Consider the following 25,432-nt stretch of genomic DNA (forward strand, 5'->3'; position numbering starts at 1 on the left):
TTTATGCTCCTTGATCGCGCAGTACCTTCACGCGCTCTGCATGGCGCTCTCGGTCAGTCTCTCCAATGAGGTCGGGGAGCGCATCGACCAAATCTTCGAACCGACCATTCATCAGATGAAGCCGTGGATCGCCTTGTTGCGCCAGCAGCATGATCCTGGCCAGGAAACCGTTGGCAGGGGGGAGGCCTATAGGGATGGTGTGTTCTGCCGGTTCGGGGGCTATTCCGCGCAGATCATTTTCCGATAGGATGAAGCCGGGGTCGCAGATAATCAGCCGTAACGAGAGATTGGATTCCAAGGCGGACATAATGGGACGACTAATATGATCGTCGTTAAAACCAAATCCTGCCACGATGAGTGCGGTATCCGGCTCGCGCAACGCCGCTTGAAAGGCGCCCATCATATCCAAATAGGGAGGGTCAAACGCTTCTTGATATTTACTGGATCGTGGATAGATAAGGACTGGCTTGCCGTTGGTATTGTCACGCGACCGCATCACCTCCGTACCAATGCGCCGCCAGTCTGCCGAGCCGTGGAGCTTGTAGAGCTGGAACACATTGGGAATGTAGTCCGGCGCTTCCTTGGTCGCTTCACGCCGCACGATGTCCATTTCGTAGTGCTGCCGATCATAGACCTGATCGAGTGAGTGCGAGAATCCGTCAATGATCGTGAAACGCAAACGGCGGGCCGCTTCTTCAAGTGCCAGGTCATAGTTGGTGGTGAACAACTTGGCTCTTGTCTTCCGAAAACCGCGCCTTCCAATTTTCCGCACATAGGTCTCATGGGCGGGGAGAGCAGTGTCCTGATTTACGAAATCAACCCTTGCAAGGATGCTTGCCTCGGCCTGGGTAACAAAGTTTTGTACCTCCGTCACATCGTGATCGTCGTCTTCCGCACCGTCATTTAATTCGAGATACACTTTGCACAAACTGAGAAGCTTCTCGATATTCTTCTCAAGCTTGGCCTTGGGAAACCGTGCGCAGATTGCTGCAAACTCGGCCGCTCCAACCGCAGCCTCAACGCTGTTCCATAGATCAGCCATGGAAGGTGCTATTGGCTCACCATCACCATCGCGGGTGCACAGAGATGCGCCTGCTCCTATGAGGGTTGAAAAGTTTGATGCCGATAAGGCATTGATAAGAGCGCTGTCTATCTCCTCTTTGCTGCCCCGCTCTGCCACTTTGCCTTCGTTATCATGGCGATCGGCAAAAGTGACCCAACCCTTACCGGAAACTAGCAATCTAAGGTTCGATTTTCCAGCCGCAGTTTCCTTCCAATATTCCCAAATACTCATGACAGTCTCCCCCGGTTAACCAGTCGTGCCGTTTTCGGATCATAGATGTAACTGGTGATTGTGCCGTCTTTGATCCGCCTAACGGCCTCATCAATAACGAACAAGGGCGCTATGAACCATTCGCGCGGCGTGATCGGGTTGCCGAAACGATCCTTGATCTCAATATCGAGTCGAGCATGTCCGAATATTCGATGAATAAGATTTTCGAGTTTCGTACGGTTGATGTTAGCCAATTTGTACGTCGCGATGATTTCGACATCTGCCAGTAGAAAAGTGGGGTCGAGCTTCGCATTTGTGAGCCGTGCCTCCACTTTTCCACCGGTAACGCCAATTTTGTGCAGCACATCTCGGTTTTTTGCTACAATCGGATTATCGGACTTGCTACGCAGTACATAGATCGTACCGGTTTCTAGATCGCCGTCCTCGCTTTGATCGGCAAACAATGGCCCTGCAGTCGGGTCAGTAATGCGCCGACCGGCTTCATCCTTTTGTAACGCACGCTCTAGGGAACGCTTGAGCATGTTGCTTTCTGTGGCGTTGTCATAAATGACACGCAAGCGCCGGTCTTTACGGCCATAATCAGCGACAAACTCTTCCCCAACGTCTGCCACGAAGACCTTTTGTCCGCTTAAAATAAACCAGTGCCCCAATTCGATACGGGCATCGTCCTTGAACGGTCTAGTTTCGCGTATGCCGCTGTAAAGCTCTTTTTGGACCTGCTCGAAGAGCGGCTTGAAAGTTTCGAAATCTTTGCAGCGTTCCCGATTGGCAATCTCTTCGGCTGCGCGAATTTCAGCACTGGAGCGGACGTGTTTAAGGGTGGTGATGTCAGGCGCAATAGCTTCGATCCCCAGTTCGGCAAGCAGGGCGTCGTCGTCCATATCATCGAGTTTGGCACCCACCGATGTGTCGCCGCCTGATAGCAGTCCTTGATAGTCAATCGGCGCCAGAGGTTCCTGGAACTCTGAAAGCGACTTTAGGCGTTCCAAGCGGACGGCATACAGGCGCTCAAAAATATCGTTATTCTCGCCATGTTCGGGGATGCGCTTATGTTCATCGACAAATCGCTGTATGTCCTCAAATCCGGCAATTACGCGCTCTTGCTGCGGCGTGTAACGAGATACTTTCTTCGCCTCAACCTCGACGCCCAGCTCTGCCAATAGGGCATCATCTTCATCCGTAAACTTAGCCATTGGCAGCCTCAGCTTTCATGCGAGCGAGGAAGGCAATGCCTTCAGCTAAACGCTTTTCCCAAGGATCGGCTGCGGTAATGGATGGCAAGCGGCCACGGTCATTTTTGAAGCGCACGGCTGCCTTAGCCAAATCACGCGCCTCCTCAATCGTCAGCTTGACGTTACGGGCGGAAATAATGGCTTTAATTTTTTGCAGGTTCTCCGAGTTCATTTCCTTCGAAAGAATGGCGTAGGCTTCTCCAAACGGATTAATGCTATCAATAAGGTCGATATCGAGGTCGCGCACATTCACAAACTTGCGCACCCCATCGATGAGGGCCGTATTGCCTTTTTCTATGGTCACGGCACCCTCCAGAAGGCTCATTTTGGCCTGCTGCACAATATTAAGCGCAGCAATGGCGTGTTGCCGTACGGCCTGTTGGTCCTCGGCATCCAACTCTGGATACTTGTCCCGAATGATTTTCCCCAAACGCAATTGGGTCAGCTCCTCGGGCACTAGTTCTTCATCGAACAGGCCACGCTCAATGGCTGTTTTGTCCTGTACAAATGCGGTGATGACCTCGTTCAAGTCCTCACGGCATATGCGTGCAGCTTCCTTGGATTTCGGCTCTACCAGTCCCTTAATCTCTATCTGGAATTGCCCTGTATCTTCGTTGAAGCCTACATTGCACTTATTCGGATCGTATCCATCCTCGCCGTAGTCAAAGCGAGGATCGGCAACACTCTGGGCGTTCTTGGGTCTGAACTCAAAGCGCGGAGCCAGCACCTGCTCCATGAGCAAGCTGGCGGCGATTGCCTTTAGCGTGTCGTTGATGGCCTCGGTAACGGCCTCTTCTGATGCATCAGGCTCGGCAATCAGATTGGTAAAACGGGCGCGGGCTTTACCTGGCGCATCGCGCGTTGCGCGGCCAATAATCTGCACGATTTCGGTTAAGCTGGAGCGATAGCCTATGGTCAGCGCGTGTTCGCACCAAATCCAGTCGAAGCCTTCCTTTGCCATTCCCAAGGCAATGATGATGTCAACATGGTCGCGGTTGTTTTTTTGGGTAGGGTCTCTAAGTGCCGTCGTAACCCGTTCGCGCTTTGTAGGCTCATCATCTACTAAATCGGCTATACGCAGCACCTTGCCGGTATCGGTCTTGACCAGCTGAAACCCTGTGGCAGGGTCGGTTCCCTCCCAGTCGCCCAAGGCCTCAATGATATGCTCGACCTCGCGGATTTTGTCTTTGGTGCTTTCGCGCGAATTCACATTGGGAATGTGAATGATGGTCTTTTCATCCGGATCGAGCACTCTCAGGATGTCATCGACATATGAACCAGTATAAAAATAGTATCCGATGTCGAGCGTTTTTAGATAGCTGTAGCCGTTGAGCTGCTCATAGTAAGTATAAGTGACAGTCTCGAATTTCCGCTCGTCCTCGGCTGCAAGAACGGCAACCGCGTCCCCTCTAAAATATGAACCGGTCATCGCCACGATGTGCGCCTTATCCCGCGCAATGAATTGCCCCAAATGCTGCCCAAGCCGGTTATCTGGGTTGGCCGATACATGGTGAAATTCATCTACAGCAATCAACCGGTCATCGAACGCCTCGACGCCAAACTTGTCCACGGCAAAACGGAACGTGGCATGGGTACAAACCAGCACCCTGTCACCACTTTCAAGGAACGCGCCAACGGAATTGACCTTGCCGCCATCCTCCCCAGGCGCATTGCACAGGTTCCATTTAGGCTGCACTGTCCAGTCTGCCCAGAAGCCGTATTCGCTCAACGGCTCATCATTAAAGCTGGCACCGATGGATTTTTCCGGCACGACGATAATAGCCTGCTTCAAGTTCTGATTATGCAGCTTATCCAACGCAATGAACATCAGCGCACGGCTCTTGCCTGAAGCCGGAGGCGACTTAATGAGCAGATATTGTTCCCCCCGTCGTTCATAGGCGCGCTCCTGCATCGGACGCATGCCAAACTCATTGGCCTTGGCCGATGTGCCGTTCTGGGCGTAGGTAACGGAAACGGATGGAACTGACTGGCTGCTCTTCATAGCGTTTCAAGCTTCTTTCGTTGTTCTTGCAATTTCTCTTTTCTTTGCGCTAATCGCTCTTTTTGCTCGGACGATTGAACGTACTGTACTGTCCTATAAGGGTCTAAGCGCCAATTTCCTTTGCGAAGTTGTGAGCGCGCGCCCTGATGAACAGACGGCATGAAACCCATCTGATGAAATGAAATTTCAACGTAAGAGGCTGCAAAAGCTTGAAACAGCGAGTCAAATGTTTCAGCGATTTTGACCAGCTCACGGCCATGCTCCACCAACGCTTCAAGCATTTCAAACCAGTCATCATCTGCGATTTGAACTGTATCGTGAGCCGCAAGTAACGTTATTTGCAACGTGCGGTCACAGTATCGTTTCCACACCTTCAGGTCGGAGCAATGCTTTAACTCAAGATAAGTGCCTTTCCCCCATATCCTTTCGAATACAGCCTTGAGCGTGTAGTATCGTTCAATCGGCATGAAATCTGATTTTGTCATGCAGCTCCAACCTTCCGTGTGGTTGCGCTGCTTGATGTCATCTTCGTGTAAAGTTCGAACAGCTTTTCCAGCCGTTCAGTGTCGTTGCGAAAGCGGCGTCCGATATAGATGCGCTCCAAGGTGTCATCGTTGCGCTCGTGCGCTTCGCGCACGAGAGGGAATTCCTTGTCCATCCGCTCTGGGTCGTACATATCGGCGATAGTCGCGGGGAAATAATGCTCTCGAGCCAGAAGTATGTCTTCTGCACAGCGGGTAAGATCAGCCTTTTGCTTTTCTGTGAGGGTGGGAACAGGGAAGGTATTCCATCCAAGGGTGTTGGAGTACGAAAAGTCCGTGCGCATCCGTACACAGACTGTGCCAATCCATACCCAATGAAGACGCGACGCTATGAGCGCTAGGTTCCAGAGGGGCGCGTCATAGAGGGCGAAATTGCGGTCGCCCACAATCGTTCCGCCGCTCACAAGGCCGACAGGAAGGAAGTCGCGGTTCTCCGAACTCACGCGCGGAATTACTATTGTATAGTGACTTTTGCGATGACGAACCTCACCGAAGCGGTGGGGCGTGCTGGCTGATTGTTGGGTTTGCAGCTTGGGGCTAGCCAATCTCATTTCCGCAACGGCATCAAGACGCCGCGCAATCTCATCTATCTCGCGCGCATCGGCAACCTCGTCCTCACCAATCCAAAGGCAGAACCGTTGTTTTCCGTTGATGAATTCTTCGGAATTGGAGAACTCGTGGATGAACTGAGCAGCTGCTGGCGACCGCTGGACCAGAGCATGTTTCTCGGTGAAATTGAGAAACAGATTGCCTCCATCCACCGGCTTGCTCCCGAAATCCATGTCCGCAACGTCGGTCATAGGTCGAGACAGCTTATCGACAACGACATTCTGGCCCGGCACCAGATATGCGTTGATGTTCTCCGCTTCCTTGACGATTGAGGCGTCGTTATCGGCGATTGAGAAAAGTTGGCGTATCTTTTCCGCATGGTTGGATATGCCAACGATGACCACGGTAACACCTGCCTTGTGACTGGCAAGATTGGCCCATTTGAATGAGGTATGCGCGAAGGCGATTTCGTGTCCGGTGGCAAAAATCAGCGGCCAGAGGATTGGCACCTGCTGCCCCTGACAGATACTGTTAGTGGAAACGAATGCCGATACTGCGTTGGTCTGTGTGCCATAATCCGCTGCCTTCATGAACCATCCGGCAACGTAATCGAGTGACTTCCAGCTTTTCGTGCGGTGCGCGAAAATGGCTTTCAGGTCGGCTTTCTGTTGGTCGTCCTGCCATGTCGAGCCAAGATATGGCGGATTACCGCAAATATAAGTTTCTCCACCTTCATTCTCGAAGTCGATTTGGGCTTGCTCTAACGGTGACGAGAACAGGTCATCGCCTTGTAATTTTACGCCGGTGCCGGTTGGCGGGCATATGCTGAGCCAATCAAGTTGCAAGGCATTGCCTTGGGTAATCCAGTTCATGGCATCGAGCGGAAGAAAGTCGCGCAGCGCTTCCTTTTGCCCACGATAGAGCACATCGCATTGATACTCCGCGATAATAAGCGCCAGCCTTGCGATTTCCGCCGCGAAATGGCGAAGCTCTATACCCCGAAAATTGGTCAGCGGAATATCGCTGCGTCGGTCAGCTTCGCCGCGCCGCTTGTTTATCTGCGCTTCAATTTTGCGCATTTCCTTATAGGCGATAACAAGGAAATTGCCCGATCCACATGCGGGATCGAAAATCCTTATGCGCGCCATACGGTTGCGCAGGTTCAACAGCTTGCGGCTGTTATCGCCCGCCTCTTCAAGCTGGGCATGCAAATCATCGAGGAATAGCGGGTTGAGCACCTTCAAGATGTTGGGAACGCTTGTGTAGTGCATACCCAGAGCGCTGCGCTCATCTTCCTCCGCGACCGCCTGAATCATCGAGCCGAAAATGTCGGGGTTGATTTTCGTCCAGTCCAACCCGCCGATATGGAGCAGATAGGAACGTGCAATCTTACTGAAAACTGGTACTTCCACGCTGCCGGAGAAAAGGCCACCATTCACGTAAGGAAAATCAACTGCCCATCTCGGCAGCTTTGGCTCTACGCTCTCCTTATCCTGTTCGTTCATCGCGCGAAAAATCTCGCTGATGATATCGTGCGTGTTCGTTTGAACGCCAGCGGTCATGCGTTCGATGGTAGAAGTGAACAGTGCCTCACCACTGAAAATGTCCGTATCTTCCGCGAAGAAACAGAAGATCAGCCGCGCCATAAAATGGTTCATCTCATTGCGCTTTTCGGCGACGCCCCAATCGGGGTTGTCCTTCAAAAGCTGCACATACAGGCGGTTGAGGCGTCCCGTCGCCTTGATGTCAAAATCGCTGTCGCTGATTTGCTTGGTGGTGCTAATGCCCGCCAAGGGTAAGAAAAAGCCGAACCGGTCAGAAAACTGCGGATAGGCACACGCAATCGTATTGCCGCCCACAAGGTCATCGGCCTCAAAATCCACGCCATCGGTGGCTAAGATGAACCGTGCTTTTGCACTGGCCGTTCTGGGGCTTTCCCGTAGAGCTCGTAGCGACGAACTAACCGCGCCACGCTCACAGACCAGCATATGAATGCTGCCACGGCGCAAAACGCCATTCGGCAAATCTGATGCGTTGGTTTCACCTGATTTCAGGCGTCTTATTGTGGTCTGCTTGAACCCAAATGCCTCAAGAAACGCATAAGGGAAGGTTTCTTGATCAAAGGGTTTTTCAGCCAGTTCAGATACAGCTTCGGCAATCTCGACAGGATTCATCGCCTGCACCTATCTGAATGAATTTCATAGCGCGGCAACATCATCCAAAAAACTCTTCATCTACTTTTTTGATATGCAGTACATCTTCATCGCGGCAGCCAATATTGTATCGGATCATTAGTTTAGCCAGTTGCTGCCCGTCTATCAGAACGATGCGCATGCCAAGGTCTTTGGCTGTCTGGACAGCGGATGCGGTAAAGGTTGACGTGGTAACGAACAGACCCTTCTGAGCTTTCTTGATATTGAGCGCACCGAAGAAATCTCGGATTTGCCCAGGCCCTACGGCATTAGCTTCGGCATACCGTTTAGCCTGAACATAAAGCTGGTCGATGCCCAAGGGGTCTTGGTCGATAACGCCATCAACACCGCCATCGCCGGACTGGCCGATGGCTCTCGCTGCGTCCTCTGATGAACCGCCGTAACCCATCGCGAGCAGAAGCTCTATCAGCAATTCCTCGAAAAACTGAGGTGTGGCGTCCCGAACCCGGTCAAGTAAATCAGCCGCCAAGGCAGCATTTAGCCGCTCATAGGTGGTACGAATAATTTCATCCGGGGTAGCGCTCTCATCTTCGATGGCCGTGGACGCTGTAGCACTCTGGCCCGCTGTGGGGGAGGTTCTGCGGTTCTGGAATTCCAGAAACGAAGGAAATTGGCGCAAAAAAGCTGCGTCAATTCTGGCGGGATTACCGGCGAGGACGCGTCGGCCTGCATCAGTGATGACAAAAGCGCCCCGAGACGGGTATCGAATAAGACCGGCTTGTTTTAAATAGCTTTTTGCCCAGTTGACCCGATTATCAAACGTCCGCTGCTTGCCTGAAGGGAGGAGATTCTCACGCTCCTCATCGGTGAGTTCGTACGTGGTTGCCAGCTTTTCTATGGCATCACGGGTGGACAACTCTCCCTCTTGGGCTATTTGCAGCAGGGGAAGCATGAGCGTTTGATAGTCTGGTATCATTTCAGCGCCTTGCCCTTGTTTTTTGCTTTTGCCGATTTTGCCACATGGTCACGCATGAACTCCCGCAGCACTTGTGCTGCGGGGCGATTTTCTTCTTGGCAGGCGGCAACGAATTGAGCCCGCAATTGACGATCCACGCGAATGCGCATTCCGGCATCTTTTTTAATCATGAGGTCGAGTGTAGCCAGTGGATACACATCTGCCCATAACGAATTTTCACTTATCCCGAAGGTGGTTCGGTGCAGGTGGAGGCCGCTGCCTCCAAGCCCTGTGCGAGGTTCAGCAACAAGACGCTGGCGGCATCCAATCGGCGCACGGTTGGTCATGGGGGCACGGGGAGCTTGAAGGTTCTCCGTGTGGTGGTCGGGCGGCCAAACGCTCGTCCACGGTTCGGTGCCGGTGGGGCGGGAAGGCCCCAAGCCCGGCGAGTGGGTGTCATGAGGGGCGGCGATGCGCCCTTTATGTCGATGGGGTGCAGGGGAGCGCCGAAGGCTTCCCGCGAGTGCTCAAGCGGCGAAACGCTTGGATGGCGCAATCTGGCTCGATGCTGATAATTGCGCCAAGGCTGGGGGATGCAACGGGGGCGGGCTACCGGCCCCCTTGCCAAGATGTGTGGTACTACCACACACATCTTGCGAACCGCGCGAAGCGCAGCCACCGCTGGTACTACCAAATTATTCATGACGCTAAATCTGGTGCTGCAAGGGCTGTCAGCAAAAGCAATCTGGGACAGCTAATGGCCGCAGGCGAATTAATCTTGCCATGAGGTCGCCACAGGCAACGTCGCATCTGAAGGCTTGACAAACGAGGTCTTCCCCCCATCGCGACGCCCCAATTAGGCTGCATTGTGGTCAAAATGCGTAGAATTTATGCTTTGGAATGCAGGGCTGTATATTCTTCATTTAGTAGAAAAATATTCCCCCAAAATCAATATATTTATATGTACGTTGGTAGCCGATTGTTATTGATGGATAGCCAGCCACGCGACAATTTTTGCTTGGCCCTGAATGGCTGGCAGTCAATTTAAGCAAGCCTTCTCGTTGTTGATGTATTGCGACGCAATGCAACTCAAAGTTGCGTCTTATGAAAAGACTAAGCCATAATTATTTTATGGATAGTCTATTCAACAACAAAGAAGGCGTTTGCAATTCGATTGCGAGCAGCGACCCAACAACCGCGAAAGCGGACAGATGCGAGGGACGGACTATGCTCGAAGATAACGAAAAGACGATTTCTGCACGCGGTGAAGCGCCTAAATCAGCTTCACCTGAGCGGATGTATCAGCCTCTCACGTTTGATCCGACCCCGTATCTTCAGTACCTCGCTGAAAGCGATCTGAGTGAAACGGACAAGCTGATCCTGCTTGATGAACTTTGGGCCCTGACCGTCGCGTTTGTGGATATGGGCTTTAATATAAGCCCGCTCCAGCAAGCTATGGATAAGTCTAGCGAAAATAAATCAGCGCTGGCCTCGGAATTCTCCGATGTGGTAAACTCCAAAAACACTAAGAAAATCAATCGGAAACGAAAACTGCGCCCTGCAACCAAGATGGGCGTAGAAGGGTAGGATTCTATGATGGCGAAAGGAACATTACCGCACGCTCAGACTACGCAGGTCGTTATTTACTGCCGCGTAAGCAGTCAAGCGCAGGTGCAAAAGGGGCACGGTCTAGGGTCGCAAGAGACACGCTGCCGAGAATACGCGCATCGGGCGGGCTATTCTGTCGTGGAGGTTTTTAAAGACGAGGGCGTGTCGGGCGGCCTGATCGACCGCCCAGGCATACTGGCCATGCTGGCCTATTTGCGCAAAGCCTGCAAAACCGCACCGCATGTCGTTGTGATAGACGACATAAGCCGTCTGGCCCGTGACTTGCTGGCGCATATTGAGCTTCGGACCGCTATTGCAGCAACAGGCGCAAAGCTCGAAAGCCCCTCGGTCGAGTTCGGTACGAGTTCGGACGCGCAGCTAGTGGAATATCTGCTGGCCACCGTATCTCAGCACGGTCGGCAGAAGAACGCCGAACAGACCAAAAATCGGATGATGGCGCGGTTTGAAGCCGGATATTGGCCGTTCTCCGCCCCCGTAGCCTACCGCCATGAACAAACGCGCGGCCAAGGCAAGATGCTGGTGCGCAATGAGCCGGTGGCCTCGGTTGTGCAGGAGGCGCTTGAAGGCTTCGCCTCGGGGCACTTCCAGACGCAAGCCGAAGTGCGCCGCTTCATTGAGGGGCATCCCGACTACCCAAAAAGCAAGACGGGGCGCGTTCCCAATTCGCTTGTTCCCGACCTGCTGACCAATCCCATCTATGCCGGCTATGTCGAGCGCCCCGATTGGAACATATCGCTGCGTAAGGGCCAGCATGAAGGCCTGATAGACCTCACAACCTTCGAGCGCATTCAAACGAGGCTCAAGGGCGGCGCAAGGCTGCCCGCCCGCCCTGATGTGAGTTCGGACTTCCCGTTGCGCGGTGCGGTCGCCTGCGCTTGCTGTAGCAGGCCCATGACCTCTTGCTGGTCCACCAGCAAGACCGGCACCAAATACGCCTATTACTACTGTGTCACAAAGGGCTGTGAGCGCCGCAGTAAATCCATCCGGCGGGATAAGCTGGAAGGGGAGTTTGTGGCGCTACTGGATACCCTCACGCCCGCGCCTACGCTGTTTGCATTGGTGCGCGATATGTTCAGTGATGCGTGGAATCAGCGCCTCGTGCAGGCGCGTGCCCTGGCGCTTTCCTATGAACGCGAACTGGAGCGAGTGGAAAAGCAGATTTCTGGGCTTATCGAGCGGATAATGAAGGCCAGCAATGACACAGTGATTGCAGCCTACGAAAAGCAAATCACCGAGCTTGAGCGCAGCAAGCTCGTGCTGGCCGAAAAAAGCGAGAAGGGGACGGCCCCCAAGGGCACAGTTGAGGATTTGTTCGAACTCGCCTTCGGATTTCTCTCAAACCCTTGGAAACTCTGGGCTTCTGGCAAGATTGAGTGGCAAAAACTGGTGCTCAAACTGGCCTTTACCGACCATCTCGAATACTGCCCGGAAATGGGCTTTCGAACCCCAAGAAAATCTTTACCGTTCAATATGTTAGGAGGCAAAAATATGCTGAAAAATGAAATGGCGGGTAGGGAGGGATTCGAACCCCCGGAAGGCTTGCACCTTCGCCGGTTTTCAAGACCGGAGCAATCGACCGCTCTGCCACCTACCCGTGGGTCGTGGCTTTAGCGGGGGCGGAGGGGGCTGTCCAGTGGCGGCGGCGCCCAGGATGGCGGCAAGGGTTCGTTTACCGTGCGGCTGAGCGTTTCCTTAAGCCTGCGGGGGCATTTTCGGGCGGAGCGATGTTTGCGCCACCGCCCGGAGAGCCGAGATGTCCACAGCCGCCAGCGCGATCCTGCGCCTTGCCGCTCTTGCGATCGTGGCGACCAGCCTGGGTGGCTGCTCGTTCCTGGGCGCCAATTTCGCCATGAACCGCATGAGCGAGAAGGAATGCATGATGCGGGCCATGTATTTCGAATCCAACCGCTCGAGCGCCGAGGGCATGCTGGCGGTCGGCACGGTGGTGATGAACCGGGTCGACGACCCGCGCTATCCCCAATCGGTATGCGGCGTGGTGGGGCAGAAGAACCAGTTCGCCGACGGCGTGCTCGTGCGCCCGATGACCGATAGCGGCGCCGTGCTCGCCGCCCAGGTCGCCGACCAGGTGCTGCGCGGCTCGCGCCATCCGGGCGTGCAGAACGCCCAGCATTTCCACACCGCCGGGCTGCGCTTCCCTTATAACAACATGTTCTACGTGCTCGAGGCGGGCGGCAACGAATTCTACGAGAAGCGCAGCGTGCGCTGACCGGTCACTTCCGGGTCTGGCGCAGCACGTAGCCGATCACCACGGCGATGGCGTCGTAAAGCTCGATGGGGATGGTCTCGTCCAGCTCGACCCCGCTCAGCGCCTCCGCCAGCACCGGATTGGTCTCGATGAGGACGCCATTCTCCTCGGCGAGGGCGACGATCCGTTCGGCGAGGAGGCCGCGCCCGCTGGCGACCACCCGAGGCGCTTCGCGCGATCCCTCCTCATAGCGGAGAGCCACGGCCAGCGGATGGTCGTTTCCGGTCCTCTCGCTCATCGGGTCGCATCCACGAAATGGCCGGAAGCCGCCGGAACGGGCTGGGCTGGCGGGGCGCCGGTGCGCACCACCACGGCGCCCGGCATCAGGCCGGCCGCCTCCAGCTCGCCGCGCAACGCCTCGATGCCGGCCGACAGAAGCAGGGCGGTCTGCGCGCGATCGGCCCAGAGCATTACGCCCGTGGCCTTGCCGCGCAGGGAAATCTGCGCGCCGACCTCGCCCAGATCGGGAAAATCGATGGCGAAGCGCACCTGCCAGCCCCGCTCCCGGGGGCGGGAGGGGTCGCCCTCGGCCTCGCGCTGAATCTGCATATGCAGCAGGTGATGCTGGCCGGCGATGACGACCGGCAGATCGAGGCTCCATTGCGCCGGCGCATCGGGCCGGGCGCCGGGCTCGGGCAGCGAGGCGTTCTGGTGCAGGCGGGTGCGGGCGAGCGCCGCCTCGGTGCGCCCCAGCAGCAGCCTGCCCAGGTCATGCGGGTCCTCGGGCAGGTCGGGCAGGGGCTCGCCGCCGCCGCGCGCCCGGGGGATATTGCCGCGCAGCGGCGGCGCGACGCTGCCCACCGGCGCCACCGGCGCCTGCTCGCCCAGCCAGGCACCCAGGCTGTGGCGCAGGCCCATGAGGGCGCTCTTGAGATCGCCCGCCGCCAGTGCGCCCCGGCCGGAAGCCAGCAGCGCCTCCTGGAAAATGCCGGAATGGCGCACCGCCCGTTGCAGGGACGGCGCGTCGAGCTTGCCGTCATCCGCCGCCAGGGGCAGCGCCATCAACTGCCTTGCCGCCTTCAGCACCGGCTCGGGCAGGACGACCTTGCCGGATGCCGCGGCCAGCAGCCGGGTCAGGCCGACAATGCCGTCCTGGCGGGGCAGGGCCTCCTGCACCATCAGCGCCAGGGCCGCCGGGGCGGACATGCTTGCCGCCGGCGGGGAGGATGGCGGCGCCGGGGCGGAAAACCGCGGTGGCGGGGCGGGCGCCGGCGGGTGCTGGCCGACCGTGCCGGCGGGTGCCGCCTGCGCCAGCGGGGGCAGGGCCGAGGCCGCCGAAGCCGCAGCCGGTGCAGCCGGGCCCGGGGCGATGGCGGGCGAGGCCGGCGCATAGGGCATGGATTGCGGCAAGGGACCGGCGGGGGCCGGTGCCGGGCCGGGCAGGGGGGCGGACCCGGCGCCGGGCGGAGGTGACGAGGGCGGAGGTGAGGAGGGCGACGGGGAAGCGGGGGCCGCAATGGCGGCGGCGCCGATGGAAGGTGCCGCGGGCAGGGGGGCGGGCCCGGGCGGCGCCGGCGGAACGACCGGCGGCGCGGATGGGGCGGCTGGAGATGCTGGAGATGCGGCGGGGGGCGTCCCTGCCAGCGCGGCCGGCGAAAGCTGCACCGAGGTGGCGGGAGCGCCGGCAGGCGGCGGGGAGGCGGATGCAGCGGCGGGTACGGGCGGCCGCGCCGAAAGCACGGTGAGGCGGAGCTGTCCCTCGGCCTGCTGCACGGCAAGGGTCAGCACCGTGCCGGGCGGATGGGACGCCGGCAGATGCAGGTTCAGCGTCTGCTGCCCCAGTTGCACCGGCGTTGCGCCATTGGCCGCCGGCCCCACTATCCGCGCTTCCACCGTCTGGCCGGCAGCCAGGGCGAGGGCGCGCAGCATGGCGCTGGCCTGTGCCATGGGAATGGGCGGAAGCTGGGACGATATGCTCATCGGCCGGCATTCTCCGGCCGCAGGGCGCGGCCGGCGCCATCATGACCGCATCGGCGGGACAAGGCCAGCCCGCGATCAGCCCGAGCGGATGTCGGTATAGTCCTTGGTCATGGGCTTGCCGCGAAAGGTCACCCAGAAGAAGTTGAGCGTATAGGTGCCGGCGGTGCGGAACACGCCTTCCTTCTCCAGCCGCCGGCCGGAGGTCTTCATCTTCAGCCTGTGGGTCCACTTGACCCCGCCCACTTTCGACAGGCGCACCGCCACATCGGTATCCTCGCCGAAGAACTCGATGGAACGATCATAGCCGCCAACCGATTCCCATGCGGCGCGCTTGAAGACGAAATTGCCGCCCTGCACCACCGAGCCGACGCGCAGCACGAACCGGTTGAGCAGGTAGATCAGGTAAGTGAGGCCATAGAACATGCCGATCAGGAGCCGGTTATGCGGCGCCATGTCGTAATAGATATAGGGTCCGCTCAGGCATACGAGGCCCGGGTCCCTGGAGAATTCATCTCGCACCACCCCCAGCCAGCCCTCGGGCACCAGCGTGTCGGCGTCGATATTGGCCACCAGGTCATAGCCGGCGCTGGCGGCGAAACCGGCGTCGCGCGCATGGACCAGGCCCTTGCGCGGCTCATGGACGACGCGGACCCCCTCGAAGCCTGCGGCGATCTCGCCGGTGCGGTCGGTCGAGGCGTTGTCGACCACGATGACATCGGCATCCACGCCCGACCGGCCGATCTCGGCCAGGACGGATTGCAGACATTTGCCGATCAGCGCCTCTTCGTTGAAGGCGGGAATGACGAAGGCCAGCTTCATGGGCTCCCCTTGCCGGCGAAGTGCCGGCTGCTATCCGTGCTGCACATAGCGCGCCCGCCCGCCTGCCGCAACCGTCCGCTCTGGTTGTCCCGGTGGGCCGGACGCGTGAGCGCTCTTGAATATCGGCGGCAAATGGCCCCTTGTTGGGGGCCGCGCCCCCGCGCGAGTCGGTAATGGCAAGCGACATGGCGAGTAGAACCAAAGCCTCGGCTATCGACGAGCATGAACCCGATCACTGGTTCGAGCGCCTGCGCCTGAAGCTGCGGCTGCTCTATCACGGGCTGTCGCCCCGGGCGCGGCGTTTCCAGACGGTCATCCTCCTGGTGGACCTGGCGATCATCGCCTTCTTCATCGCCTCGCCGCTGCTGCGCGACACCTCGAGCTTCCTGTGGATCGATTATTCCATCGCCGCGATCCTGGCCATCGACCTCACGGCGCGGGGCCTGGCCGCATCGCGCCCCCTGCGCTGGCTGCGGCAATTTCCGGTGGTGATCGACATCTTCATCCTGATGACGCTGCTGGCGCCGGCCTGGCTGTTCAATTTCGGCTTCCTGCGCATCCTGCGCCTGTGGACGCTCACGCGCTCCAGCATGATCTGGCGCCCGCTGGAAAAACTGGGGCTTTCCGAATATCGCGAGACCATCCAGGCGGTGATCAACCTCCTGGTGTTCCTGTTCGTGGTCACCGGCTTCGTCTATACCGCCTTCGCCCAGCGCGGCTCGGGCATCGCCGGCTATGTCGACGCGCTCTATTTCACCGTCGCCACCATGACCACCACCGGTTTCGGGGACATCGTGCTGCCCGGCACCTTCGGCAAGCTGGTGTCCATCGTCGTCATGATCATCGGCATCTCGCTGTTCGTGCGGCTGGCGCAGCTCATCTTCCGGCCGGCGAAAATCTTCTTCCCCTGTCCGCAATGCGGACTGTCGCGGCACGATCAGGACGCGGTGCACTGCAAGGCCTGCGGCCATCTGCTGAACATTCCGGATGACGAGAGCTAGGAAGGCTCAGGACCCCCGCCGCTCACAAAGCCTTTTCATTGTAGGCGGATTAGTGCCTTTTTGCTCCCCTCCCCCTTGAGGGAAGTGTTCATTTCGGGCTGCTGGCGCAATTTATCCCCTACACTGGGCTGCCCTCGGGCGTGACTCGAGGGCCACTGTCCACGTGCAAAACCCCAGTTTCGGGGCGCCCAAGCCGGCCCTCGGGTCGAGCCCGAGGGCAGCGCAGCGTCGGTGTGGACAACAACGATCAAACCAGGAGCGCCCAAAGTATACTTCCCCTCAAGGGGAGGGAGCGCTGGTCCCCCTCATGCTTCCGGGGGGACCGGGGCGACGGCGATGCCGGCGGTTTCGAGGGCGGTGCGGACGGCCCGGGCGAGGGCGACGGCCCCGGGCGTGTCGCCGTGCAGGCAGATCGAGCGCGCCGCCGATTTCAGCACGGTGCCGTCGATGGCGACGATTTCGCCCGCCCGGGCGAGGCGCAGGCAACGCTCGACGACCAAAGCGGGCTCAGCGATCACCGCCCCCTCGCGGGAGCGGGGCACCAGCAGTCCTTCGGGCGTATAGGCGCGGTCGGCATAGGCTTCGCGGATCAGCGGCAGGCCTACCGCCCGGGCGGCGCGCACCTGTTCGCTGCCGTCGAGCGCCAGCACCGCCATTTTCGCGTCCATCGCCTGGATGCTGGCGAATACCCCGACGGCGAAGGCCAGTTCCTCGGCGGTCTGGTTGGCCAGCGCTCCGTGCAGCTTCACATAGGAAACCGGCACGCCGACCTCGTCGGCGATGGAGCGGATGAGCAGGAGCTGCTCGCGGATCTGGCCGAGCAGCTCTTCCAGCGACATCACCAGGCGGAAGCGGCCGAAGCGGACGGGATCGGCATAACCCGGATGCGCCCCGGCCCGGATGCCGAGCGCCTTGCAGCGCTCCAGGACATGCCGGATCGTCGCCGCGTCCCCGGCATGGCCGCCACAGGCGATGGAGGCGCTGGAGACGATGTGCAGGAGATCCTCGTCGGTGCCCATGCCTTCGCCCAGATCGGCATTGAGGTCGATAGAGGTCATCGAGGGCGGCTCCGCAACAGGCGGTGGGCATGGTCTACGCTCACCGGCGCAAATGCAACCGCGCTGCCGGCGCGAAGCTGCGCGAACCGGTCCAGATCGGCGGAAATCACCGTGCCGATGCGCGGATAGCCGCCGGTGGGCTGATGGTCGCGCATCAGGACGATGGGCGTGCCGTCGCCCAGAACCTGGATATCGCCGGGCAGCACCGGCTCCGAGACCAACGACAATATGCTCGCCCCGGCAAACACCGCTGCCTCGTCGGCGAGGCGGACGCCCATGCGGTCCATCGTCGGGGTCACGCGAAAAAGCCCGCGCAGGAAGGCCGCCCGCACCGAGGGGGCGAAGCGGTCGGCATGGATGCCCCAGACGAAGCGGATCGGTCCGTCCTCCATCGGCGGGGCCGGGGGAATTCGCGGCTCGACGCCCTCGCCCCGCAAGACCAGCTCGTCCCCCGCCCGCAGCGGCCGTCCGTCGACACCGCCCAGCCGCGCCCGCGTGCTGGTGGAGCGGCTGCCCAGCACGGCGGGCAGGTCGAGCGCGCCGCCGAAACGCAGATAGCCGTAATTGCCCGCCTCGCCCGGCTCGATGGAGAGGGTGGCGCCGGCGGCAAGGGTCGCGCCGCCGGGCCAGGCGACCGGCTTGCCGTCGATGCGGGCGGAAAAGCGCCCTCCGTCCCAGCCGAGCCGCGCTTGTCCATGGCCGATCCGCAGATCGAGGCCGGCGCGGGTGAACTCGAGGCCGGCCCCGTCCGTCGCCCCGGCCAGGAGCCCCGCCCGGGCATGGGCGGCGCGGTCCATCGGCCCCGAGGCGGCGACGCCATGGACGAGCATGCCGGGCCGTCCCGCATCCTGCACGGTGGTGAGCGGCGCCGCCCGAACGATAAGCAGCCGCGCGCCCATCAGCGCCCCTCGAAGCGGATGGCGTCGCCCGCGGCCAGTTGCGTGGGCGGATCGCGGCGCGGATCGAAATTGCGGAAATCCGTGGTGCCGATCACATGCCAGCCGGTGGGGATTTCGGTCGCCGCGATGGCCGTCTGCCCGGCTGCGAACAGGACGCTGCCGGCCGGCACCAGCGGCCGCACCCGCCGGCGCCGCGGCAGCACCAGGGTTTCGGGGTGGAAGCCGCAATAAACGAAGCCCGGCGCGAAGCCGGTGGCCAGCACCCGCAATTCCGCGGCATTGTGGCGGTCGATGAAGCCGGCGGCATCCAGCCCGAGCGCCGCGGCGACCTCCTCCAGATCCGGCCCGTCGAAGCGCACGGATACAAGATGCCGGTGCCGGTCGCCGCGCCGGGCACGACCGGGCGGACGCAGGCCGATCTCGCCGGCGAGCCGGATCGGGTCGGTGCGCTCCGGATCGTAGCGCAGCAATACCGAGACCAGGCTGGGCACGATTTCGACCACGCCCTCCGCCGGATCGGCCTCGAGCGCGGCGACCAGCGCCAGCACCAGGCGATTGGCTTCGTCATCCAGCCGGTCGGCGAAGCGCACCAGCACGGCGGCATCGCCCAAGGGCACGATCACCGCCCGGCGCGCAAGAATCGTCTCGTCCATCCGCATTGGCTCCCTGCATCCGGAGGGTGCAGTGGTTCAGCGCCGGCCGCCTGCCGTCAAGCGGCGGCGGCCGGACCGGCGGAAAACGGCGTCTGTCAGGTGGCGTCCGGTCCGTCGTTCAATTGGGCTCGCGGCCCTCCTGCTCGACCACCGCCTCGAACAGGAACCGGGCCTGGTCGGGACCGATGGCCTCGATGGCCACCGCGGCTATGGCCGCGAAAAGCTCGGCGATTTCCTGCGGATCGGTGATTTCGGCATCGTCTTCATCGGCGTCGGCGTTGATCAGGGTGAACATGGGGAACGCGCCTCCACACTAGCGGGATGCGAAGGGCAGGAGCCCGGTCCGCATCGGAATCCGCAACCACGGATATCTGGAACGCCTCGCGTCCCAGACCAGCCTACACCTGGGAGTGTGGGCCGATTCTTGTTACGTTTTAAATAACGGATCGCCCCTATCCGGGGCCCGGGCCCGCTTGCCAGAAGCGGCGCCGGCCGCTACTCTTCGCCCGCCTCCAAAGCGTCCAGATAAGCCTCGACCTCGTCGAGGGACGCCGAGAAGGGCCTGGGCTGATCGCCGAACACGATGGCGTGGCTTTCGTCCTCGCGTACCGCATGGCCGCCGGGCAGCCCCAGCGTCTTCATCTTGTCCGAAGTCAGAATGGTCAGCCCGCGCCGCGCCGCCACCCGTTTCATGCGCCGCATCCGCGACGCGTCGAATTCCTTGCGGCTCATGGTAACGCCTCGTAAATCGGGTTCGGTGGCAAGCAGATGCGCCAGACACATAGGACGGGCCGGCCCGCCGGGTCAATGGAACGCGGCCCTGCCGGGTTACCAGCGGCTCTTGAAGTGATAGATGACATTGCCATCTAGCAGGGACGGAGGTGACAGATGAGCAAGAGCGGAGACAGGCTGAACCGGCTGTTCGACCGGCTGGAACGGCGCGTTCCCCGCCTCGCCGCCGGCTGGCTGGCGCGGGTGCGGCGGCCCGAGGCCCGCTGGGTGCGCATTCCGCTCGGCATATTGCTCGTCCTGGGCGGCATTTTCAGCTTCCTGCCCGTGCTGGGCATCTGGATGCTGCCGCTGGGGCTGCTGCTTTTGGCGGTCGACCTGATCTTCCTGCAAGGCCCCATCAACAACGCCGTGCTGCGCGGCAGCCGCATCTGGACCAATTGGCAACGCTCGCGCCGCAACCGCAAGCGCGACGGTAAATAGGGGTCTGGAAGCGGCAAAAAAGGAACTCCGGGCAGCCCACTGACATTTGCTGTCATCGCCATCGGCTAGACGCCGTTCGTCGCGCCGTTTTTGCACGAAAGCGGATTTCGCTTTGCTGCGCGATGCACTAGTTTCCCCCGCCCGGCCACGCGCATCGGACCCGCGCCATGACAGTTTTCCATCAGATCCTTGCCAACAACCTGGTTGCCAACGTCACCAATTTCACCGTGTGGTTCGCCATCACCTTCTGGACGTTCCTCGAGACGCAGTCGGTGTTCGCCACCGGCATGATCGCCGGCATCTATCTGGTGTTCACCGCCGCGTTCGGCTTCTGGCTGGGCTCCATCGTCGACCATAACTCCAAGAAGCTGGCCATGCTCGGCTCGAGCGTGGTTTCGGCAGGCTTTTACGCATTGGCGCTGGCCATGCTGCTGGCGGAGCCCGAAGGGGCCTTCACCGATCCCTACGGGCCGTATCTGTGGGGTTTCGTGCTGCTGGTCATGCTGGGGGTGATCGCGGGCAATATCCGCTCGATCGCGCTGCCGACGCTGGTGACCATCCTCATTCCCGAGGACCGGCGCGACAAGGCCAACGGGCTGGTCGGCATGGTCAGCGGCATCGGCTTTCTGACCACCTCGGTCATTTCGGGGTTCCTGGTCGCCTATACCGGCATGCTGGGCGTGCTGGCCCTGGCGCTGGCCATGACCATACTGGCCTTCGTGCATCTGAGCCTGGTGCGGATCGAGGAGGGGCGCGTCGCCCCCACGCAAGACGCGCCGGCCGAGCCCAAGCGGGTGGATATCGCCGGCACGATCCGGGTGATCGCGGCGGTGCCGGGACTGTTCGCGCTGATCTTCTTCGCCTGTTTCAACAATTTCCTCGGCGGCGTGTTCATGGCGCTGCTCGACGCCTATGGGCTGTCGCTGGTGGCGGTGGAAGTGTGGGGGCTGCTGTTCGGCGTGCTCTCGACCGCCTTCATCCTGAGCGGCATCGTCATCTCGCGCACCGGGCTGGGCCGCAATCCGCTCAAGACCCTGCTGACGGTCAATCTGATCACCTGGGCGGTGTGCTGCGTGTTCACGCTGCAATCGTCCATCTGGCTGCTGGCGGCGGGCTGCTTCATCTGGATGCTGCTGGGACCCTATGCCGAGGCCGCCGAGCATACGACGCTGCAAAAGGTGGTGCCGCTGGAGCGGCAGGGCCGGGTGTTCGGCTTCGCCCAGTCCATCGAGCAATCCGCCTCCCCGCTGACCGCCTTCCTGATCGGGCCGCTGACCCAGTTCGTCGTCATCCCCTTCATGACCGACGGGGCCGGGGCCGAGGCCATCGGCGGCTGGTTCGGCACCGGGCCGGAGCGGGGCATGGCGCTGGTGTTCACCATTTCCGGACTGATCGGCTTCGCCGTCACCATCGTCGCGTTCAACTCGCGCTATTATCGCCAGCTCTCGGCGGCCTATGCCAGGGGCGGCGCCGACGATGGGGACGATAGCGGCGGAGCGGCCGTGGCCAGCCCCGCCTGAGCCACGCCGGGGTCAGGCCGGCACCGCATCGGCCGGCTCGGCATCCTGCGTCCTGGGCGGGAAGGCGAGCGCCAGCGCCGCGGCGGCGAGCCCCACGCCGGCCGAGGCGATATAGAGCCAGTGATAGTCGCCGAACGTGTCGTAGAGCCAGCCGCCGCCCAGCGGGCCGAAGGCCATGCCGATCGAGGAGGTCATGGTGATGCCGCCCAGGACCGTGCCCATCACCCGGGGGCCGAAATAGTCGCGCGCCAGCACCGAATAGAGCGGCATGACCCCGCCATAGACGAGACCCAGCACCACGGCCAGCATGTAGAAATGCGGCAGCGCGCTGACATAGATGTAAAGATAGATGCCCACGGCCTGCATCAGCAGCCCCACCACGATGACGCGCTTGACCCCGATCCGGTCGGCCAGCACGCCGAAGATGAGGCGGCCGAACAGGCCTGCAAAGCCCTCGACGCTGTAGATGCTCGCCGCCGCCAGCGCCGAGGCGCCGCACAGCATGGCATAGCTCACCGTATGGAAGATCGGCCCGGAATGGGCGGCGCAGCACAGGAAGAAGACTCCCGCCAGGACGAAGAATTGCGGCGTGCGGAACACCGCCGCCATGCCGGCGGGGCGCGGCTCGGCGGGGGCGACGTCGCTCGACGGCGTGGGGGAAGCGGCCAGGGCTTCGGGCGCCCGGCGGATGAGGAAGGCGGCGGGGACGATGAGCAGGACGGCGGCGATGGCGGTCATCATCATGGCGTCGCGCCAGCCATAAGCGCCGATCAGCACGGTCGCCAGCGGCGTGATGGTCATGGGGGCGATACCCCCGCCCAGCGAAACCAGCGAGACGGCAAGGCTTCTGTGGCGGTCGAACCAGCCCAGGGTGGTGGCGATGAGCGGAGCGAAGAAGGCGCCGCCCGACGCGCCCACCAGCCCGCCATAGGCGAACTGGAAGACCATCAGATCCGTGGCGCGGCTGGCGACGAACAGCCCCAGCCCCAGCATGAATGCGGCGGCGAGGATGACCGGGCGGGCGCCGATGCGGTCGGTCAGCGTGCCCCAGATGAAGCCGGCCACGCCCATGACGATGAACCCCACCGTCATGGCGCCGGAAATGCCGGCGCGCGTCCAGCCGGTCTCGTCGGCCATGGGTTGCAGATAGACGGGCAGGGCGAACATGGCGCCCATCGCCAGACAGGTGATCACCGCGCCGGCGGCGACGATGACCCAGCCATAATGTCGTTGCATTTCGAAGGTCCCTGCGTTGCGAGGATTTCGCCTTCCCGACGGATGAAGCGCCCGCCTTTCGACGAAGACAAGAAAAAAATTCGCAGCCCCGGGGCGGGGCGGCGCGAGGCCGCGACACCCAGGACTTGCCGGGCGCCGCGCGGGCCCACATATTCCCCTCATGGCAGCCAGAAAACCGACAGGGGGCAATACGCTCCCGCAACAGGGCAAGGTCCGCAACGACATCGCCGCCTTCGTCAGGAAGGTGGGCCGATTGGCGCGCCCCAACGCCGCCGAGGACGGGCGGCTGCTGTTCGCCATGGACGCCACCATGAGCCGGCAGCCGAGCTGGGATCTGGCGGTGTCGTTGCAGGCGGAGATGTTCGAGGCCATTCCCAGGGATGCGGCGCTGCAGGTGCAATTGCTGTATTTTCGCGGGCTGGGCGAATGCCGGGCCTCCAAATGGGTGCTCGACGCCAAGGCGCTGGCGCGGCTGATGAGCGGCATCGCCTGCCAGGGCGGCAATACCCAGATCGGCAAGGTGTTCGCCCATGCGCGGGACGAGCATAAAAGGCGGCGGATCAACGCGGTGGTGTTCGTGGGCGACGCCATCGAGGAAAATGTCGATGCGCTCGCGGCCAGGGCAGGCGAATTGGGGCTGATGGGCTTGCCGCTCTTCCTGTTCCAGGAGGGGCACGACACGCGGGTCGAGGCGGCATTCCGCGAATTCGCCCGGCTCAGCAAGGGCGCCTATGCCCGGTTCGACACCTCGGCGCCGCGCCAGCTCGCCGAACTGCTGCGGGCGGTGGCGGCCTATGCCAGCGGCGGGCGTCCGCAACTGAAATTGCAGGCGAGCGACGCCGCCAAGGCCCTGCTGACACAGATCGAGGGGCGATGAGCTGGATTTTTCTGGGAGCCTTGGGCGTGCTGGGGGCATTGTGGCTCGTCCATGCCCTGCGCAACATGGATCGCCGGCTGCTGATGCGGGGCCTGCGCTGGACCCTTGGCGGCGCGGCGATGCTGGCCGCGGTCTTCGCGCTGCTGCTGCGGCGCATCGAAATCGCCGCCATCCTGGGCGCCGCCGGCTTCTCCATCCTCATGCGCGGGCGGCTGGGGGCCTTTTCCTTCGACAGCGTCGGAGGCGGCGGGGGCAATGTCTCAAAAGTCCGCAGCCGGTTCCTCGCCATGGAACTCGACCACGATACCGGCGCGCTGACGGGGAGGGTGGTGGACGGGCAGTTTTCCGGATGGGACCTGCTCGATCTGGGGGAGGCCGAGACGCGGGCGCTGCTCGAGGAGATCGGGCACGACACCGAAAGCGTCAATCTGCTCGAAAGCTGGCTCGACACCAACCGGGCCGGCTGGCGCGAATACTTCGCCGGGGAGGAGAGCGGGGACGCAGAGGCTCGGCCGCGTGGCGCGGCGCGCGACCCGGTGGCCGAGGCCTATGCGGTATTGGGACTGGAGCCGGGGGCCAGCGACGAGGACATCAAGGCGGCGCATCGGGAATTGATGAAAGGCGTGCATCCGGACCGGGGCGGCTCGGAATTCCTCGCCGCCAAGATCAACGAGGCCCGCGACCTGCTGCTGGGCCGGTGAGGCTGGTCTTTGGGCGGGGGCGGGCTATGAAGGGCGCATCGGAGCATCGGACTGAAAAGTGCGCGTGCGTTTTTCAGATCATCCGCTGCGCAAACAAAGAGCTGGAGCGATACGCTGCGTTCGCAAAGCGTACGCCGCTCCAGCGGTTCGCACTGGTCGGAGAAAGTAGTGAGCGTCGCCTTCACCAAGGAAGAAAGCGCCGAAACGGCGGCCGAAACCCTGCTGCCGGATCGCCCGGTGCCGGAGGGCCCCAATCTGGTTACGGCGGCGGGGCTGGCTGGGCTCGAACGGCGGCTGGCCGAGGCGCGCGCCGCCTATGACGCGACCATGGCCATCGAGGATATCAACGAAAAACGCCGCCAGGCGGCAGCTCCCTTCCGCGACCTGCGCTATTTCGCCGAACGGGTGCGCACGGCGCAAGTGGTGCCGCCGCCCGATACCAATGATGTCGTCGCCTTCGGCAGCCGCGTGACCGTCAGCCGCGACGATGGGCGGGTGCACACCTATATGATCGTGGGCGAGGACGAGGCGGACCCCAAGGCCGGCACCCTCTCCTTCTCCTCGCCCCTGGCGCGGGCGCTGATGGGCAAGGGCGTGGATGACACGGCCAGCGTCGCCGGCGGCGAGGTGGAGATCGTGCGGATCGAATAGGGGGCTGGATGATGCGGAGCGGTCCCCCTCATCCGGCGGCCCCGCCTTCTCCCCCAGAGCCTTTCACTGTCAGGTGGAATCGGTGCCTCCTCTCCCCCTTGAGGGGGAGTGTTTACTTTGGACCTTCCTGGATCGATATTTGTTGCCCACACAAGCACTTTGCTGCCCTCGGGCTCGACCCGAGGGCCGGCCTGGGCGCCCCGAAACTCAAGTTTTTTGCGTGTGGACAGAGGCCCTCGGATCAAGCAACCGTGGATCAGCTT

Annotated in this window: 24 protein-coding genes, 1 tRNA gene and 1 pseudogene; 9 read left to right on the forward strand and 17 right to left on the reverse strand. The window is 61.3% G+C overall.

The genetic code is table 11. The annotated features are described in order from the left end of the window. Position 1 precedes the first annotated feature (1 nt). The 7 genes from ACFOOL_RS16075 to ACFOOL_RS16105 are packed head-to-tail and all read right to left on the reverse strand — an operon-like array spanning position 2 to position 9,074. Entirely contained in the window at positions 2-1,294 is a 1,293-nt protein-coding gene (locus tag ACFOOL_RS16075) for an SIR2 family protein (protein WP_380098377.1), read from the reverse strand. Continuing rightward, positions 1,291-2,487 (reverse strand): GIY-YIG nuclease family protein, encoded by a 1,197-nt coding sequence (locus ACFOOL_RS16080; protein WP_380098378.1) that lies wholly within the window; start codon positions 2,485-2,487, stop codon positions 1,291-1,293. Before ACFOOL_RS16080 ends, ACFOOL_RS16075 begins: the two co-directional genes overlap by 4 nt. Next, positions 2,480-4,528: a DEAD/DEAH box helicase gene (locus ACFOOL_RS16085; protein WP_380098379.1), complete on the reverse strand. Its 2,049-nt coding sequence runs from the start codon at positions 4,526-4,528 to the stop codon at positions 2,480-2,482. The genes ACFOOL_RS16080 and ACFOOL_RS16085 overlap by 8 nt, the downstream gene beginning before the upstream one ends. Beyond that, positions 4,525-5,013, reverse strand: coding sequence for a hypothetical protein (locus ACFOOL_RS16090; RefSeq protein ID WP_380098380.1), 489 nt, complete (start codon positions 5,011-5,013; stop codon positions 4,525-4,527). The genes ACFOOL_RS16085 and ACFOOL_RS16090 overlap by 4 nt, the downstream gene beginning before the upstream one ends. Continuing rightward, complete coding sequence (locus tag ACFOOL_RS16095; protein ID WP_380098381.1) at positions 5,010-7,793, reverse strand: class I SAM-dependent DNA methyltransferase; 2,784 nt, start codon at positions 7,791-7,793, stop codon at positions 5,010-5,012. The genes ACFOOL_RS16090 and ACFOOL_RS16095 overlap by 4 nt, the downstream gene beginning before the upstream one ends. A 40-nt stretch (positions 7,794-7,833) precedes the next feature. After that, positions 7,834-8,748 (reverse strand): restriction endonuclease, encoded by a 915-nt coding sequence (locus ACFOOL_RS16100; RefSeq protein WP_380098382.1) that lies wholly within the window; start codon positions 8,746-8,748, stop codon positions 7,834-7,836. After that, on the reverse strand, positions 8,745-9,074 hold the full coding sequence (locus ACFOOL_RS16105; protein WP_380098383.1) for a hypothetical protein: 330 nt from the start codon (positions 9,072-9,074) through the stop codon (positions 8,745-8,747). The genes ACFOOL_RS16100 and ACFOOL_RS16105 overlap by 4 nt, the downstream gene beginning before the upstream one ends. An 880-nt stretch (positions 9,075-9,954) precedes the next feature. Between ACFOOL_RS16105 and ACFOOL_RS16110 the strand changes: the two genes are divergently transcribed. Next, positions 9,955-10,314, forward strand: coding sequence for a hypothetical protein (locus tag ACFOOL_RS16110; RefSeq protein WP_380098385.1), 360 nt, complete (start codon positions 9,955-9,957; stop codon positions 10,312-10,314). 9 nt (positions 10,315-10,323) lie between these two features. Continuing rightward, positions 10,324-11,364, forward strand: a pseudogene (locus ACFOOL_RS16115) (recombinase family protein); the annotation flags it as partial. A gap of 496 nt (positions 11,365-11,860) precedes the next feature. Here ACFOOL_RS16115 and ACFOOL_RS16120 read toward each other — a convergent pair. Continuing rightward, positions 11,861-11,950 (reverse strand) — tRNA-Ser (locus tag ACFOOL_RS16120). A 159-nt stretch (positions 11,951-12,109) separates the two neighbouring features. On the opposite strand from ACFOOL_RS16120, the gene ACFOOL_RS16125 reads away from it, so the two are divergent. Beyond that, on the forward strand, positions 12,110-12,583 hold the full coding sequence (locus tag ACFOOL_RS16125) for a cell wall hydrolase (RefSeq protein ID WP_380098386.1): 474 nt from the start codon (positions 12,110-12,112) through the stop codon (positions 12,581-12,583). A 4-nt stretch (positions 12,584-12,587) separates the two neighbouring features. On the opposite strand, the gene ACFOOL_RS16130 is transcribed toward ACFOOL_RS16125, so the two are convergent. The 3 genes from ACFOOL_RS16130 to ACFOOL_RS16140 form a co-directional block, all read right to left on the reverse strand. Next, on the reverse strand, positions 12,588-12,860 hold the full coding sequence (locus tag ACFOOL_RS16130; RefSeq protein WP_380098387.1) for an EscU/YscU/HrcU family type III secretion system export apparatus switch protein: 273 nt from the start codon (positions 12,858-12,860) through the stop codon (positions 12,588-12,590). After that, on the reverse strand, positions 12,857-14,542 hold the full coding sequence (fliK, locus tag ACFOOL_RS16135) for a flagellar hook-length control protein FliK (protein WP_380098388.1): 1,686 nt from the start codon (positions 14,540-14,542) through the stop codon (positions 12,857-12,859). The genes ACFOOL_RS16130 and fliK overlap by 4 nt, the downstream gene beginning before the upstream one ends. A gap of 75 nt (positions 14,543-14,617) precedes the next feature. Further along, on the reverse strand, positions 14,618-15,361 hold the full coding sequence (locus tag ACFOOL_RS16140) for a glycosyltransferase family 2 protein (protein ID WP_380098389.1): 744 nt from the start codon (positions 15,359-15,361) through the stop codon (positions 14,618-14,620). Between the two features lie 185 nt (positions 15,362-15,546). On the opposite strand from ACFOOL_RS16140, the gene ACFOOL_RS16145 reads away from it, so the two are divergent. Further along, positions 15,547-16,362, forward strand: coding sequence for a potassium channel family protein (locus tag ACFOOL_RS16145; RefSeq protein ID WP_380098408.1), 816 nt, complete (start codon positions 15,547-15,549; stop codon positions 16,360-16,362). 305 nt (positions 16,363-16,667) lie between these two features. Here ACFOOL_RS16145 and ACFOOL_RS16150 read toward each other — a convergent pair whose 3' ends face one another. The 5 genes from ACFOOL_RS16150 to ACFOOL_RS16170 form a co-directional block, all read right to left on the reverse strand. Further along, complete coding sequence (locus ACFOOL_RS16150) at positions 16,668-17,420, reverse strand: LamB/YcsF family protein (RefSeq protein ID WP_380098390.1); 753 nt, start codon at positions 17,418-17,420, stop codon at positions 16,668-16,670. Further along, positions 17,417-18,319, reverse strand: a complete 903-nt coding sequence (locus ACFOOL_RS16155) for a 5-oxoprolinase subunit C family protein (RefSeq protein WP_380098391.1) — start codon at positions 18,317-18,319, stop codon at positions 17,417-17,419. Before ACFOOL_RS16155 ends, ACFOOL_RS16150 begins: the two co-directional genes overlap by 4 nt. Beyond that, positions 18,319-18,972 carry a 5-oxoprolinase subunit B family protein gene (locus ACFOOL_RS16160; RefSeq protein WP_380098393.1) on the reverse strand — a complete coding sequence of 218 codons (654 nt, stop codon included), beginning with the start codon at positions 18,970-18,972 and terminating at the stop codon, positions 18,319-18,321. Before ACFOOL_RS16160 ends, ACFOOL_RS16155 begins: the two co-directional genes overlap by 1 nt. Before the next feature lie 118 nt (positions 18,973-19,090). Further along, on the reverse strand, positions 19,091-19,267 hold the full coding sequence (locus tag ACFOOL_RS16165; RefSeq protein WP_380098394.1) for a hypothetical protein: 177 nt from the start codon (positions 19,265-19,267) through the stop codon (positions 19,091-19,093). Positions 19,268-19,467: 200 nt separating this feature from the next. Further along, positions 19,468-19,704, reverse strand: coding sequence for a hypothetical protein (locus tag ACFOOL_RS16170; RefSeq protein WP_380098395.1), 237 nt, complete (start codon positions 19,702-19,704; stop codon positions 19,468-19,470). 156 nt (positions 19,705-19,860) lie between these two features. On the opposite strand from ACFOOL_RS16170, the gene ACFOOL_RS16175 reads away from it, so the two are divergent. Both ACFOOL_RS16175 and ACFOOL_RS16180 read left to right on the forward strand, forming a co-directional pair. Beyond that, positions 19,861-20,184: a hypothetical protein gene (locus ACFOOL_RS16175; protein WP_380098397.1), complete on the forward strand. Its 324-nt coding sequence runs from the start codon at positions 19,861-19,863 to the stop codon at positions 20,182-20,184. 167 nt (positions 20,185-20,351) lie between these two features. Continuing rightward, the gene (locus ACFOOL_RS16180; protein ID WP_380098398.1) at positions 20,352-21,704 is read left to right on the forward strand and encodes an MFS transporter; all 1,353 of its coding nucleotides are present in this window, start codon (positions 20,352-20,354) and stop codon (positions 21,702-21,704) included. 12 nt (positions 21,705-21,716) lie between these two features. Here the strand turns inward: ACFOOL_RS16180 and ACFOOL_RS16185 are convergent, their stop codons facing one another. Further along, positions 21,717-22,940 carry an MFS transporter gene (locus ACFOOL_RS16185; RefSeq protein WP_380098399.1) on the reverse strand — a complete coding sequence of 408 codons (1,224 nt, stop codon included), beginning with the start codon at positions 22,938-22,940 and terminating at the stop codon, positions 21,717-21,719. A 160-nt stretch (positions 22,941-23,100) separates the two neighbouring features. On the opposite strand from ACFOOL_RS16185, the gene ACFOOL_RS16190 reads away from it, so the two are divergent. The 3 genes from ACFOOL_RS16190 (at position 23,101) to greA (ending at position 25,169) form a co-directional block, all read left to right on the forward strand. Continuing rightward, positions 23,101-23,817, forward strand: a complete 717-nt coding sequence (locus tag ACFOOL_RS16190) for a VWA domain-containing protein (protein ID WP_380098400.1) — start codon at positions 23,101-23,103, stop codon at positions 23,815-23,817. Then, on the forward strand, positions 23,814-24,518 hold the full coding sequence (locus ACFOOL_RS16195; protein ID WP_380098402.1) for a DnaJ domain-containing protein: 705 nt from the start codon (positions 23,814-23,816) through the stop codon (positions 24,516-24,518). Before ACFOOL_RS16190 ends, ACFOOL_RS16195 begins: the two co-directional genes overlap by 4 nt. A 168-nt stretch (positions 24,519-24,686) precedes the next feature. Next, complete coding sequence (gene greA, locus ACFOOL_RS16200) at positions 24,687-25,169, forward strand: transcription elongation factor GreA (protein WP_380098403.1); 483 nt, start codon at positions 24,687-24,689, stop codon at positions 25,167-25,169. Positions 25,170-25,432: the final 263 nt, after the last annotated feature.

Origin of the sequence: Devosia honganensis, assembly GCF_042648785.1 — a bacterium.
Taxonomy (GTDB): domain Bacteria; phylum Pseudomonadota; class Alphaproteobacteria; order Rhizobiales; family Devosiaceae; genus Devosia; species Devosia honganensis.